At 40.3% G+C, this 14,439-nt stretch carries 13 protein-coding genes; 2 read left to right on the forward strand and 11 right to left on the reverse strand.

What is annotated here, in order from left to right:
- A partial coding sequence (locus RMZ95_RS30895; RefSeq protein WP_409884216.1) for a hypothetical protein occupies positions 1–191 on the forward strand: 191 nt, incomplete at its 5' end.
- A gap of 140 nt (positions 192–331) precedes the next feature.
- Here RMZ95_RS30895 and namA read toward each other — a convergent pair.
- The 7 genes from namA to RMZ95_RS30930 all read right to left on the reverse strand — a co-directional run bounded on the left by namA (position 332) and on the right by RMZ95_RS30930 (position 6,122).
- On the reverse strand, positions 332–1,402 hold the full coding sequence (namA, locus tag RMZ95_RS30900; protein ID WP_322683677.1) for an NADPH dehydrogenase NamA: 1,071 nt from the start codon (positions 1,400–1,402) through the stop codon (positions 332–334).
- A 337-nt stretch (positions 1,403–1,739) separates the two neighbouring features.
- On the reverse strand, positions 1,740–1,946 hold the full coding sequence (locus tag RMZ95_RS30905; RefSeq protein ID WP_322683676.1) for a hypothetical protein: 207 nt from the start codon (positions 1,944–1,946) through the stop codon (positions 1,740–1,742).
- A gap of 121 nt (positions 1,947–2,067) precedes the next feature.
- Positions 2,068–2,220, reverse strand: coding sequence for a hypothetical protein (locus RMZ95_RS30910; protein ID WP_322683675.1), 153 nt, complete (start codon positions 2,218–2,220; stop codon positions 2,068–2,070).
- Between the two features lie 140 nt (positions 2,221–2,360).
- Entirely contained in the window at positions 2,361–2,609 is a 249-nt protein-coding gene (locus RMZ95_RS30915; protein WP_322674867.1) for a hypothetical protein, read from the reverse strand.
- Positions 2,610–3,202: 593 nt separating this feature from the next.
- Positions 3,203–4,384 (reverse strand): hypothetical protein, encoded by a 1,182-nt coding sequence (locus tag RMZ95_RS30920; RefSeq protein WP_322675642.1) that lies wholly within the window; start codon positions 4,382–4,384, stop codon positions 3,203–3,205.
- Between the two features lie 272 nt (positions 4,385–4,656).
- Positions 4,657–4,905 (reverse strand): helix-turn-helix transcriptional regulator, encoded by a 249-nt coding sequence (locus RMZ95_RS30925; protein ID WP_322683674.1) that lies wholly within the window; start codon positions 4,903–4,905, stop codon positions 4,657–4,659.
- A 335-nt stretch (positions 4,906–5,240) separates the two neighbouring features.
- Positions 5,241–6,122 (reverse strand): shikimate dehydrogenase, encoded by an 882-nt coding sequence (locus RMZ95_RS30930; RefSeq protein ID WP_322683673.1) that lies wholly within the window; start codon positions 6,120–6,122, stop codon positions 5,241–5,243.
- A gap of 119 nt (positions 6,123–6,241) precedes the next feature.
- On the opposite strand from RMZ95_RS30930, the gene RMZ95_RS30935 reads away from it, so the two are divergent.
- Entirely contained in the window at positions 6,242–7,177 is a 936-nt protein-coding gene (locus RMZ95_RS30935; RefSeq protein WP_322683672.1) for an alpha/beta fold hydrolase, read from the forward strand.
- Positions 7,178–7,284: 107 nt separating this feature from the next.
- On the opposite strand, the gene RMZ95_RS30940 is transcribed toward RMZ95_RS30935, so the two are convergent.
- The 4 genes from RMZ95_RS30940 to RMZ95_RS30955 are packed head-to-tail and all read right to left on the reverse strand — an operon-like array spanning position 7,285 to position 14,279.
- Positions 7,285–10,311, reverse strand: coding sequence for an SMC family ATPase (locus RMZ95_RS30940; protein WP_322683671.1), 3,027 nt, complete (start codon positions 10,309–10,311; stop codon positions 7,285–7,287).
- Positions 10,298–11,479 carry an exonuclease SbcCD subunit D gene (locus tag RMZ95_RS30945; protein WP_322675637.1) on the reverse strand — a complete coding sequence of 394 codons (1,182 nt, stop codon included), beginning with the start codon at positions 11,477–11,479 and terminating at the stop codon, positions 10,298–10,300. The genes RMZ95_RS30940 and RMZ95_RS30945 overlap by 14 nt, the downstream gene beginning before the upstream one ends.
- Positions 11,480–11,487: 8 nt before the next feature.
- Positions 11,488–13,254, reverse strand: a complete 1,767-nt coding sequence (locus RMZ95_RS30950) for an ATP-binding protein (RefSeq protein WP_322683670.1) — start codon at positions 13,252–13,254, stop codon at positions 11,488–11,490.
- Positions 13,251–14,279, reverse strand: a complete 1,029-nt coding sequence (locus tag RMZ95_RS30955) for a hypothetical protein (RefSeq protein WP_322683669.1) — start codon at positions 14,277–14,279, stop codon at positions 13,251–13,253. Before RMZ95_RS30955 ends, RMZ95_RS30950 begins: the two co-directional genes overlap by 4 nt.
- Positions 14,280–14,439: the final 160 nt, after the last annotated feature.

Below are 14,439 nucleotides of genomic sequence, written 5' to 3' on the forward strand. Positions count from 1 at the left end.
GAACTTTATCATTGCCAATAAGCTGGGGACTGGGGACTGGGGACTGGGGACTGGGGACTGGGGACTGGGGACTGGGGACTGGGGACTGGGGACTAGGGACTGGGGACTGGGGACTGGGGACTGGGGACTGGGGAAGAGATATTTTTATTGTTCCTTGTGAGTTCCGCTCATGGAGTCTCTTGCAAAAATGACTTTTGCAAGAGGCGGGAAAAGGGACTCATGTTTTTTATTGTTCCTTTCCCCTTTTCCCCTTACCCTTTTCCCGACAAATGCCAAGAAGTCTATTACTTTAAGTTGTCACCAATCTACAGAGTATGGGAACGAGGAAAGCTTACAGCCAAGCGCGATCGTATTGAACAGGCCAGAGTTTATCGTGTCCCAGTTGTTTGGCTGCCAGGTGTGGCCAGTAAGGATTACGGAGTAGTTCGCGTCCTAACAGGACTATATCAGCTACTTCTGTACGAATAATCTCGTCAGCTTGTTCAGGGGATGTAATTAAGCCCACGGCTCCTGTATGAATATTAGCTTCGCGGCGGATGCGTTCGGCAAACTGAGTCTGATAACCAGGTTTAATTGGGATATGAACGCCCGGTATAGTACCGCCTGATGAAGTATCGATGAGATCGACTCCTAAAGACTTGAGTTTGTCACTTAAAGCAATACTTTGCTCAATGTCCCAGCCATCATTGTCTACCCAATCGGTGGCGGAGATGCGTACCCAGAGTGGATGTGTTTGAGGCCAAACCTCTCGGACTGCTTGAACTACCTCTCTGAGCAGACGAGTCCGGTTTTCAAAGCTGCCACCATAATCATCTTGACGGTGGTTAGAAAGAGGTGAAAGAAATTGGTGCAGTAGATAACCGTGGGCAGCATGGATTTCCACTACCTTGAAACCAGCTTGGAGAGAACGTTTGGCTGCTTGAACAAAAGCGTCAATAATTTCTTGAATTCCCTCAAGACTGAGGGCTTCTGGAACTGGGCTATCTTGGCTAAAAGCGATCGCACTACTCGAAACTAAGGGACGCCAACCTTCCTGAGATTCATCTAATGCTTTCCCTCCCTTACTCGGTTTGGCAGTGCTGGCCTTTCTACCCGCATGAGCAAGTTGAATACCTGAAACAGCACCAAAGTTATGAATTAATGCCACAGTCTTGGCTAAAGTTTCGATATGTGAATCCGACCAAATTCCCAAATCTTGCGGGCTAATGCGTCCACGCGGCTCTACAGCTGCCGCCTCTGTGAACACTATACCTGCACCGCCAACTGCGCGAGAAGCTAAATGGATAACGTGCCAATCATTAGCATATCCATTTGTACTGGAATATTGACACATCGGTGAAACGGCGATGCGATTGCGAAAAACAACTTCACGAATCTTAAATGGTTCAAATAGATGTGCCATTAATCTTGATTCCTTCTCTTGCTACGTAAAATAAATTGGGAAGGGATTTGCAGCATGAATTCGATTTTGCATTAATTAAATAGAGAAGTCAAAATTCAGAATGCAATCAGTGGGGAATTTAGACCGACCACTTGATAGTTTCCCAGCAAATTCAAAATTTGCTGGGAAACTTAAACCCTTACTCTCAAAGCCGAATTTACCGCCGTAGGTATTGCAGTAGTTCTTGCGTAGGGCAGTATTCCTCCAGCCGACGCTCTTGCTAGCTTGCAACTCTTACAGAGTGGGCGGACTCGCTACCGCTATGCTATCCTGCCTTACGCAAGAACTACCTCTTTTGTTAAATATTTGTTGAATGACTAGAGTCATCATAGAGATTTGGATAAATCGACCGATCGTCAGGCTTTTGAGACTGCAATTCCCAGATATCGCGTTTTCCTAGTTCTCGATCCACTAATAGCTGTAGATGGTCTGGTAATTTAGTTGTTTGCCAAATTGACCAAATTTCTTCACTAAAAAATTCTTTTTCGATTTTTCCAGAAAACATGATTTGACCTCCACGAATGTTCAAGTTTAAGTTTAGTAACTCCTAATTTAGGAAAGACAAAGTAACAAAATTGTCATTCTTCATTCTTTCGCTATCTTTAAAATACAGGTAGTATTCGCTCTTAATACTGCTTGTTAAGAAAATCTCTAACTTGTGCATATTTAAGTAACTTTTCATTACGGATATTGTCGATAGTATCGCGTCCTGTGAGGACAGTAATCCGTTGAAAAAAGGCAAGTGTATGAGCGCGATCGCTACCAATTTGTCTACTCAAAATTAAATGCAAATCCAGGGTTAGAAATCAGCAAAGTTGCCTGACTAGCAGCTTACAGAATAGACTTCTTGTATAAATCAAATGTCCTCACCCTCAATCTCTCTTTGAAGCTGGGGAGATTACGTATCAAGCGTATATAATCATGAGCTTCTTATAGCGCGACGACTAGGACGCCCTTCGTCATCTACGAGGCAACCAGTACCAGAAGATGCTGTTGCTCTACTGGTACCGTAGTAGCCTTTATCTACGAGTATCACTCTTACCCCTTGAGCAGCAGCATTCCAAGTTGCCCAAGTTGCTGATGGATCGCCGCTTATGACTAGAACATCAGTCTCTAAATTCAGTTGCGAAGTCGAACTATTGCCTGACTCCGATTGATATGTATTCACGATTACATCTCCTAAAAAGTTTACTTGGCACTAAATTTTGAGTTTATTGGCTAACCCACCTAATTTTTCGGTATAATACGATAAGTACATCGTCTTACCGTATTATATAGTTATGAGATTTACATAAATTGTGCTAAAAAACAAGAGGCTATTAAAATTTATTGATATTACCTTGAATAAAATGCAGTCTGTGGCGAAAACTTTCTCAAAAAAATAAAGGACAAGAACTATACTTGTCCTCAATGGTTAAAATAATATATCCTACATCGAATAAGAGTTAGATGAGACAGGGTAAAACTTTTAGCTTAATAGCCTGCTATGCAATTATCGTTAAGATATAAAGTACGTATTAGACTTGGGATAAAAAACTAACTTGTTGGCGTAAACTCTACGCCAACAAAAAACTAATAATTAATCTTGCGTATAGTTCAATACGCTTAGTTTAAGGGGTCTTGGTGTAGATAATTGGTCTTTCCAGACGCGATAAATCGCGTCTCTACATCCGGGTTTTGGGTTTATCTGAACTGTATTGGCTGATAGTTTTCTGCAAAAAAGAATTGAGCAATGAGATTATCTACAATCTAGTTGCTCAATTAAAACCTAACGAAATAAGTATTTGTTGGTAAAGTTTGGGCAGTTCCTACATTTGTAGCCAAGTCATTTTTTTTATTATCTGTTTTGATGACTGCAAACTTATCAGTAAATAGCAATACTTCACCATTTCCCGGTGTTACCCAAGCGTGGCGAGTCATTAGGTTTTTGGAGACAACTAAAAGAGATGCATCTCCACGGTAAGGCGAGATGGGTTTACCCATGAAGGTTTGATTATCTCTATTGGCGATCGCATAAGCAGCAGAGGAACCCACAAAAATTTTACTGCCATCTGAGTAAATAGTTTTAGGGAAATTGCTACTGCCGTCTCCCATCCCCGCAGTTGTAGGCTTTCTTGGAATACTTAGCTGTCCACGCTCGACAGTAAAATTAGTCAGATTAACAGTTCCTATATAAACCTTTGTCTCATCACGGGTTTGTGCAGCATTGGTATAGCTGTCTGTGGTAATCAAAGTCTTTGTTAATAAGTCTTTGCCATTCCACCTGTAGATTGAGTTACCCCCATAAACTGAACCAAGGACATAAAGCTTGTCTTCAACAATATGTAATCGGTTAAGTCTTGTGTCTGCCATATCGTGAGCAAGATCGGCAGAATTGTAGCCCCAAAGTTTGCCTTGGTTATTTCCTGCTAAATTTGCCAAAGCAAATATTTTTGCTCCATCGAAAACCATCCGGTAAAGAAAAGCTATCTGAACGGGAATGCCTAACCTCTTTTGTTGCTGATAGCCACTAGTGTAGAGATACCCGTTTTTATACTCAAAATCCATTACCTCAGTTACGCCATAACTCTGTTTGGCTTTAAAGTTGAGGTTTTTGTCATAAATTGATAGAGTATTTGCAGACTGGTAAATAATCCAATCTTGCAAAAATTTTACCCGTGTCTTTGAATTAGCTTTGTTGCTAACTATTTTTTGCTTAGTTCCGTCAGTTTTGATTTTTACTAGTCCTGTTGGAACAGCTAAGACATAAGTTTTGCCGTCAATTGCTACTATGTCACGAGCATCGTAATTAGAGTTTGGGATTAGTTTTTTCGTCCCATTACTTTCTACTTCCCATACACCTTCAGTATTGATGACCGCAACTTTGCTGCCGTTAGTGCAAGCTGCTCTTGGCGAAGAAATATTAAGATATGTAGCTAAAGCGGGGGTAGAGTAATCAAACATTGTACAGTCCTAGATAAGGTTGACTGAAAAGTATTGGCTGTTCAATTAAGAAAAAAATTTTGGGAGTTTTTGCGCGTTTTTAAGCTAAACTCGTCTGAAAATTGAAGAAAATATTGGCTACGGTAAACTCAAACTCAAAGGTTGAGTAATCCGCAAAATATGCATATCTGCAAACATCGCTAAAATTAGAATTGAATTGTTTGTGGTTATGTCGTAGCGATAACCTGTTAATTGGGGGAAAGTAACTTCAATTAAGCCTCTCTGGCTGCTTTCTAATTCGACAAATACTTCACCGACACTTTCTGCCCCAGCTCACCCATCTCCTTTAACATCCCCTGAATCTTTTGCATAGCTAGAGATGAAGGATTGGTATATCCTTTCTCCCAAAGGTTTCCCGTCGAATAATTTATACCTAAAGATGCTGCAAACTGTGCTTGGGTAAGACCAGTTATGCCACAAAGTTCACGGATGAGCTTTCCAACTTGCGGTTGCTTGATTAGCAAAGGTTTCTTAATAGTCATTTAGCTAAGAACGCACCTGTTAATCTGGCGAGTGATATGTATTCTGCTACATCCTATTGGGGCTAATGCTGAATTGATAGGCGAAAATATACTAGAGTTTTTATACTTTCTTGATTTGCTAACCAAGTAATTACACGTCCGTAGATACGTATTTCCTAATGAGATTTTTAAGGCAATACGCTTGGGTTAAGGGTTGTTGGTGTAGATAATTGGTCTTTTGAGACGCGATAAATCGCGTCTCTACATCTGGATTTTGTTGCTCATTTTGAACTGTATTGATTTTTAAGGAATCAATTACGCACCGAAATAAGCAAGTAGGAGTTCTATAGAACGTTTCATTTTCCCAAACCCAGGTGATTTTGTAATGCTTGACGCATCACTTCTACAGGCAAAGTTTCCTGCTGCAACCAGATTTTTAATGCTGCTACCCCTTGTTGAACTAGCATTTCTAATCCATCGATCGCAATTGCGCCTTGTTTTTGTGCCTGCTGGAGAAATTGCGTTGGTTTAGGAATATATATTAAATCGTAAGCGATCGCACCCGTTGGTAAATTCGCGATTTCTTCTGCATTCAAAGGCGATTCATCGACTTTGGGATACATCCCAATCGGAGTTGTATTTACCAACAGATTTGCTTGAGTAATTAATTTTGGTAATTTCTCCCATTGATGAATCTGGAATTTCTCAGCAAGGGGCGAATTGCTCCAACTATTGCGGAATTCTTCTAATTTCTGCATATTGCGCCCAACAACATGAATTTGGGCAAAACCTAACTGAGTACAACCTGCGACAACAGCTCTTGCTGCACCACCATTGCCTAAAATTACCGCTACTTTCTGACTCCAATCTTGTTTATATGTTGTCTGCAAAGGGGCGATAAATCCTTCTATATCTGTATTTGTGCCTACCCATTTGTTATTTTGGCGGCTAACAGTATTCACGGCTCCAATAGTTTGAGCCAGGGGTGTAATTTCTGAGAGTAGGGGAATGATTGCCTGTTTGTGAGGTATTGTCACACTAAAGCCGACAACCCCAACAGCAGCAAAACCTGCGATCGCCACTTCTAGATTCTGTGGTTCAATCGGAAAAGGCAGATAAATGTAATCTAATCCTAATTGTGCGATCGCTGCATTATGCATCACTGGCGACAGCGAATGCTCCACTGGATGCCCAATTACCCCTAGTAGCTTAGTTTTGCCTGTAATTTTTTTTGTCATTTGTCATTTGTCATTTGTCAGTAGTTATTCTCCCCTGCTCCCCTGCCCCTCTGCTCCCCTGCCCCAATCCCCTCAGGTAGCCTACAATTATTAAAAGCTCCTTAACATTTCTTTAAATCATGCAGGCAACTACAGCCTCCTCTACAACTCCAATTCCTGGCAAATATTGGCAGTGGCGCGGGCACAACGTTTACTACGTGCGTGCGGGAGAGAAACAAACGCAACGTCCGCCTTTGCTTTTGGTACATGGATTTGGTGCTTCCACAGACCACTGGCGCAAGAATATCACAGGATTGTGTCAAGATTTTGAAGTATTTGCGATCGACCTTTTGGGATTCGGGCGATCGGCAAAACCAAAATTGCAGTATAGTGGCGACTTGTGGCGCGACCAACTCCATGATTTTATCAGCGAAGTGATTGGTGAAAAAGCAGTATTAGCAGGTAATTCTCTTGGTGGTTATGCTTGCTTATGTGTTGCAGCCCAACGTCCTGACAGTGCGGCTGGATTAGTGTTGCTCAATAGTGCTGGGCCTTTTAGCGAAAGCCAGCCGACATCAGAACCGGAAGCTTTGCAAAGCGAAATTCAGCCACCCAAAAAACCCTCTTCTTTAGAGAAACTTCTGGGTGACTCAGTTAAATGGATTTTTCAACAACCTTTAGCTCAGTTTGTGTTATTTCAATACGTACGACAACGTTGGGTAATTCGCCAAACCTTAGAAAAGGTATATCTTGATAAAAGTGCAGTTACAGATCAATTGGTAGAAGAAATTTCTCGTCCTGCTTTTGATCCGGGTGCGTTGGATGTATTTGTTTCAGTTTTTAGCAGTCCTCAAGGGGAAAAAGTTGATGTACTATTAAAGCAATTAACTTGTTCTCTGTTGATGTTATGGGGAGAAGCCGATCCGTGGATGAATGCTAGAGAACGTTCTCGAAAGTTTCGTCAATATTGCCCGGAATTGACAGAGCATTTTTTAACAGCAGGTCATTGTCCCCACGACGAAGTACCTGATAAAGTAAACCAACTTTTACACGATTGGGTTTTGTCTATTGACTAGGGAGATTAAATCTCATTAGAAAATGATGTTGAGAGACGCAATTTATTGCGTCTCTACTTGTAAATTTTTCTATCAAAAAGATAGTTAGATAAAAAAGAAAACTACCATTAAGCTGAAATCCCTGTTACAACAATCCGCGAGCCTTCTAAAAACTTTTCTACTTTGATTTGTGTTCCTAACTCCTCTCCCAAAGCGGGAACATGAGTAATTACGCCAACCAGTCTCTCTTGTTTTCCCAAAGACAGTAGAATATTTGAGACACTTTGCAGAGTTTCGGCATCTAATGTTCCAAATCCCTCATCTATAAACAGACTGCCTAACTTAGCTCCTCTAGACAACTTTTCTGAAAGTGCCAGAGCCAGTGATAAAGAAGTAGCAAAGGTTTCACCACCAGATAGTGTTTGCACTCGTCTCGATTCGCCACCACTCCAGTTATCTTCTACTTTATAGTCTTTTTTTTCGTATTTCAATGCATATCGCTGTTCTGTAAGTTCGAGCAGAAACACTGTTGCTTGTTCTACTAATTCTCGCTCAAAATGCTGGAGAATATAGTCTTGAAATCGATCCGATCTCAACTCTTTGGATAAAATTTTATATATTCCTAGCTCTTGTTGTTTGCTAGATAGTTGTGCTTGCAATTTCTCTACTTGCTCTTGCTGTTCTTCAGCTTTAGCAATCACAAGTTTTAAATCGTTGTATTCATCTTGTGCTTGTTTATATTTTTCTCCAGCATCAGCTACAATTTTTTCATACTGTGCAATTATTTCTGCCTTAGTAGTTCTGTCACCAATTGCATCAGTTTCTCGCTGAACGTTAGTTTGCAACTCAATTTTATTAGTCTTGTAATCTTCAATTTTTTGCTGCCATTGATTTTGTAATTCTGGATCTACTTTAGATTGTTGAAACATTTTTTCTGTAAAGTTTACAGATAGTAAACTAGTCTGCCATTCAGTTTCTAGGTGTTGTTTTTCAGTAGAAGCTAAATCAAAGTCTTTTCTTGCTTTGACATCACTTTGTTGAGCTTGCCGAAATTCATCGCGAGCAGTTTGATAGTTATGGGTTTGATGCTGAATACGATGCTCTAACTCTTGTTTATCTCGTTCTAGCTTTTGGAATAAATGATCGTAAGACTCACTTCCAGTAAGTTTGGATAGTTTGTCTGATATTTCCTGAAGTTGTGTTTTTTGACGTTCTACTTCATGTGCTGCATCTTGATGTTGGGTTTGCTTATCTGATAAATTACTTGTTGCAGACTTTAAATTTTGTTCGCTTACTTGAACTTCTGTAACTGTTTTCTCTTTATTTCTTAAACATTGTTGATACTTAGCGTCACTTTCATGTAATGCTTGGCGTTCCTGTTCAAGTACTTTAACTTTCCATTTGTCTGTTTTTAAGATAACAATAATTTGTTGTGTTTCTGCCTTCAGATCGGCTTCTTTTTTTGCTAATATTTGACGACATTCAATTTCTTGTTTTTTTAGATTATCCCTGATTGTTTCAACTTTAGTTTTAGTATCAGCAGCTTTTTGACGGATTTGTTCAGCAGCGCGATCACGTTTTTCTAGCGTTTCGATATTATCAGAAGATTCTAGTTGTGGTAATAAGTGGGCTTCTGGACAAACTCCACCACAAACTGGACAATCATCGTTAGTATGTAGCAATGCACGTAAAGCCGCAGCATAATTGTTTTGTCTAGCAGTATCTAATTCAACACGAGATTGCTCGCATTCTGCTTCAGATTTTTGGAAATTTAAAATAGCAGACAGATAATCAGACTCAGTGGTGATTAACTCTTGAGTAATTTGTTGTAGTTTGGTGCGATCGCTTTCAACTTGCTTTTGAACTCCTTCCCATTTAATTAGTAGAGGTGTAACTTGATTAAGCTGCTCTAATCTCTCACCACCAGAGGAATATAGAGACATTTCATTATTAACTCTAGTCAATATCTGATTTTTTTGCATTAATTCAGCTTCAGCTTTTTTGACAGCTTTATCAGCCTCAGTTAAAAGCTTGACTTTATTTGCTAATACTTCTTCTACCCTCTTTACTTCATTGTTAATTTGACGACGCTGTTGTTCATATATTTTGGCAGTAGTAAGAGCTTCTTCTCGCTGTTTTAGCTGAGGTGCAATTTCAGTGTGGTAGGCTTGTGCTTGATTGAATTTATCTTCTTGAATTTTAAAAGCTGATTGTTTCTCAATCAAAGCTTTGGCAGCAATCTCAACATCAGCATGAGTTTTGTCATATTGATTGCGAGCCAAATTGACTGATGTCCAGATGGCTGATAAGCGATCGCCAACTCGCGCTTGTTCTAATTGCTGTTTTAATTTACTTATGTTTATAGCTTGTTTATTTAATTCCTCAAGTTGCTCTTGCCAATCTGCTAAAGCTTTCAGATGTTGTAATAATTCTTTTTCTGCGGCTAAACCTGTTTGTGCTTTGGTAACTGCTTCATGTAATCTAAGTAATTCTTGTGAGAGAAACTCAGAGCGATCGCGTCGTTGAGAATTCAGTTCTAAATCTAATGAGAAATCCAGATTTTTTAGCTGTTCTTGAATTACGTTACATTCACCTTCAAGAAAGTTAGCTTGCTTCCCAGCCTGCGTACACATATCTGGAAAAATTTTTTCGTATCCAACCAGATTGCTTAAAATCTGACGCCGTTCAGTACTTTTACCTTTGAGGAACTCATCAAATTGACCTTGAGGAAGCAAAATAACTTTTGTAAAAGTTTCAAAATTCATTCCTAAAACTTTCTCGATAACGGCATTAATCTCTGCTTCCTTTTGTTCTCCAAAAGGTTGAAACTCGCCATTTATCCGCTTTTCTAACTTAAAAGTAAGCTGGGACGTTCTAGTACGATATAACCATGAGCGAAAGACTAAAAACTCCGTTTCATTTACTAAAAAGCGAAATGATACCTGTAATTTTAAACTCCCCTGACTCAATAATTCTTTGGGTTGAGTTTTTCTTGCTACTTTCCCATATAATGCTAAAGTCATCGCATCGAGTAAAGATGATTTGCCTGCGCCTGTTGGGCCAGTAATAGCGAATACTTCCAACTTCTCAAAGTTAATCTTTGTCTGATTGCGAAAACTGGTAAAACCTTCTAAAGTCAGTTCAAGCGGTCGCATCTTGGTTTTCCTTAATTTCCTTGTATAGTTCTTCAAATTTTGCTACAACGGCAAGAGGAGGCGTTGTGTTTAATTCTTCTTGGAAGTAGCGTTTAAATTCTTCCACTGGATCGAACTCTTCGCGATTTACAGATTTTTCTTGCTTTGATTCCACTTCTGGAAAACGTGGCTCAATTTGCAGCACTTTATCGCCACAAATTTTCCGAATTTTGTCAGCTAACCCCATTTGAGGTGTTTGCAAGTTGATAATTACCTTCAGATAGCCTGGGTGATTGCGTTGTGGTTCTAGTTTTTCTTCATAATTGCTCAATTCACATTCGACTATGTTCAAAGGTTTTTGACAGGGGATAGATATAAACTCTGGTTTTTTGGCGGGAGAACCAAGTTCAACATCAATCAGATAAAATCCCTTATCTTCTTCAGCTTCGCCAAAGTCCACTTGAATCAAAGAACCTGAATAGTAAGTAGGAGCTGCAATTGGAATTTCTTGAGATTTATGGATGTGTCCGAGAGCTATATACTGAGCTTCAGCGGGTAGGCTTTGTCCAGCCAAGGCGTAGGTTTCTTTGGTGTGATGACGGGCTTCGGAGTTAGCTAACCTAGCACCATCGATAGTCAGGTGAGCCATGAGGATATTAACGCTATCATCTTGAAAGCCGCCAGCTAAATTTTTGAGCAAGTAGTCTACCCTGTCTCTGTAGTGCTGTATTTGCTGCAATTCATCCATTGTCCAGAGATTTTCAACTGTCAATAGTCGCCGTTCTGAAGCAAAAGGCATTGCAGCTACACGCAATTTGCCATTGAGCGTTTCTTGGGTAATCAAACCTCCTTGGTTGACGCGACGAGGTTTCCCTAAAATCTGCACGCCAGCTAAAGACAAGAGATTAGCGATCCCATCAAAGCGGGAAGCAGAATCGTGATTACCTGCGATCGCAATTGCTGGGATTTTGGCATTTCGCAACCCCTCAAAAAACTGATACGCAACTCGTTCAGCATCAGATGGAGGATTAGGAGTTTCAAAAATATCGCCTGCGATTAACACCGCATCAACTTCTAATTCTTTGGCTTGTCGTAAAAGTTCCTGAAGAGCAAATTCAATTTCCGGGGTACGATCCTTGCCTTTGAGGTGACGCCCCAAATGCCAGTCAGATGTATGAATTAAACGCACAATTCCTCCTAAAAACGGTCAATATCAGCTTCGATGCTGGTAATTTCTGCTTGGCTTAAAAACACTTCTTCTTTGCGAGTGGCGTAAGCGGGGAAGGGGAAGTTAACTAAAATTGGGGCGGGGACTTCTGGTTGATGCACAAACATTGTGCCAGATTTTAGAAATAAAGCTCGCTTGCGACAAGAACCCGTCAGAAAGTTGTATTCTGGACGTTCTGCTTCTGCTGAATCTAATCTCCCGACAACACGAATAGCCGCTTGTCCCACAACGCGCCGTTCGACTTCTGAGGCTGTTTGCTGGGCACCAATTAAGATAATTCCTAGCGATCGCCCGCGTTCTGCAATGTCTACCAGTAAATCTTTAATCGGGCTACGTCCATCACGAGGCGCGTATTTGTTCAACTCATCAAGGACAATAAAAACAACAGGTTCTCTTCCTTGCTTCTCTTTTTGAAAAAATAGCTTTTGTAGTAAAACACCCACAACAAATTTTTGAGCACGGGCACTGAGTTTGTGGATATCAGTGACAGTCAGTTGAGCATCTGAAGCTATTGGATTGAGTTGGTATTTAGCAACTTCATCTGGTGATAAATCACCGCGAATTAAATGGCTAACTTCACTACTGATACCGTACAAACGCCGAATCATTGCTTCTGCTGTAGCTGGGACATTTCGTCCTAACCAACGCCTATTTTCTTCTCTATCTTCATCGTTAAGCAGTTTGTCTTCTAAAAAGTCAATTAATTCTCTAAATGTCTTAATCTTTGTTTTATTCTCTTCTCCAAAGGCTTCTACTTCTAAATGAGCTTGGACTTTGCGCCGACTGTTGCGATCGTTCTGGTCATTTTCTTCTGCTACCCGTGCTAATCGTTCTTCTACCGTCGTCACTAAATAGGATAAATTTCCTCGGTCTAAATCTTCACCAGTAAACAAAAACCGAAACAGGCGATCGCGGCACAGTTCCCGAATACTCCACAAATAAACTGATATCCCTTCAGAACGCTGTTCTAAGTCAGAGTCAACAGTCCGAGAATCTCTTTTTGGCGCAGCCCGAAAACTTGCACTTTTAAAAGGTTGTACTGGCAATTTTAAAATTTCATATTTATTTTTATCTTTTTCTTTTCCTGAATTACCATAAATTTGATTCAGCTTGTCTAAAAAGAATAAATCTTCACCCTTAACATTGAAAATCAGTGCTTTCGTATTAGCTTTGTAAGAACCTAAAGCCGGAGAATTGAAAATTGAATATAGTAAAAACAAAGCGTAAGATGTTTTAGTAGCCACACCAGAAACACCAGAGATATTTACATGAGCGCCTTTTTCACCATTGATAAATGAGTAGTTAAAATAAGCCGCATTGCCGTTATTCATAATACCAGCCGGAATTGGGGTATCCATGCTGTCAAAATATAATGCCGATGCTAACTGCTTATCTACAGCTAGGCGAACCGGATCGCCCGGTTGTGGAGGTAAATACTCTTCTGGCTCAATTCTTGTGACTTGGACGTGAGCAGTGTAAGAAATATTTATTGGTAAAATACCTTCTTTGGCAACTAAAAAAGTATCAGTATCAAACTGCGCTCCTTCGTATTGAGTGCGAACATAGTCTACCACACCGTAAAAACGCACAATTCCCGCACCATCAGGACGTTGAGTTTGCACCTCTACAACATCATCTAGCCGTAAAACTTTTTTGACATCCACTGCAATCCAAAATTCCAAAGGAGTAGCTTCTTGAGTACCAAGTACAAAACCGATTGGTTCAGAAGATATCATTTATTACCTCCAAAAGATGCCAGAAAACATTGCAGCCGCCGCTTAATTAGTATTGCATCACCCATTCTTCTGCCTAATTCCCGTTCCAAAGCGCTAACAGGTGCGAGGTTTTGTGGCGCGCGCGGATCTCGTGATGGATGGGAAGCATAATTGGGAATTAAATAGCAAGTTTGATTGGCTATTTCTTGAGCTTTTTCAATGTCAATTTTGCTAGATAATTCCAGGCGCACAATACCATGTAAATCGTGGTAGCCGAGTTGTTGTGGGGAATGTTGATAATTACCAGATTTTAAATACCATGAGTATTGCAATCTATCTTTAATATTAAAAATAGGCGTGCGTTGTCCTGGTAATAATTTCCACAGAAGGGCAGCATATTTTTCAGACAAGTATTGTTTATGCATTGTCTTAATGTAGCCCAAGGTAAAAGTTGGAGATTCATATCGTAATGCTCCATCTCGAATTACCAAAGTATTCGTATCTTTTATATCTAGTTTGCTTACTAGCTGTTCTTCTGCGGCTAGCATGGCATTTTGAACAATTGCACTTCGAGCTTCAGGAGTATTTGGTTGATTGCTTTTAATTGCTTTGTAGAGTAATTCTGCTTTACTTCCTAAAGGACAAGGGATGGATGTTGATACAGCCTCTTGCTCACCGCCAAAACCCAAAACTCGACGAACATCAATTTCAATGCAACTCGCCTTGGGAATAGTTTTATCTACTACCACCGCACCCACAGCAATTGTTCCAAACACACCGTATATTATGGTGTTGCCATTGCCACCAACGAGTCCAGCATCCAGGCGACGACGCCCATCAATAAAGATAAGGCGATTAGGTAGCGATCGCGGTTCAGGCGACTGAAAACATTCCCAATTCTCAGTCTCTACTGTCGGGTTAACATCGCTTTCAGAGAGCGAAAGTTCATCACTGATTTGAATTGGCGGCTCATAGTCATTCCCCCAAGGCTCCAAGCGAAAATTATGCGAGCGCCAGAAGTTACTTACATAGTTCTCCTCAGACATTACCTTGTGTTTTGCGTCGTAAATTATATGTTTTCAATGTTACTCGTAATCTACGAATAATTGTCAAGTTTATGGATTAGTTTTGGCAATTTTTGTTGATGGCTATCAAAATATGAACGAATCCACCTGTAGAAAAGGCGATCGCTAAAGAGCAAAGGAA

Origin of the sequence: Nostoc sp. DedQUE07 (genome assembly GCF_034530975.2) — a bacterium.
Taxonomy (GTDB): domain Bacteria; phylum Cyanobacteriota; class Cyanobacteriia; order Cyanobacteriales; family Nostocaceae; genus Nostoc.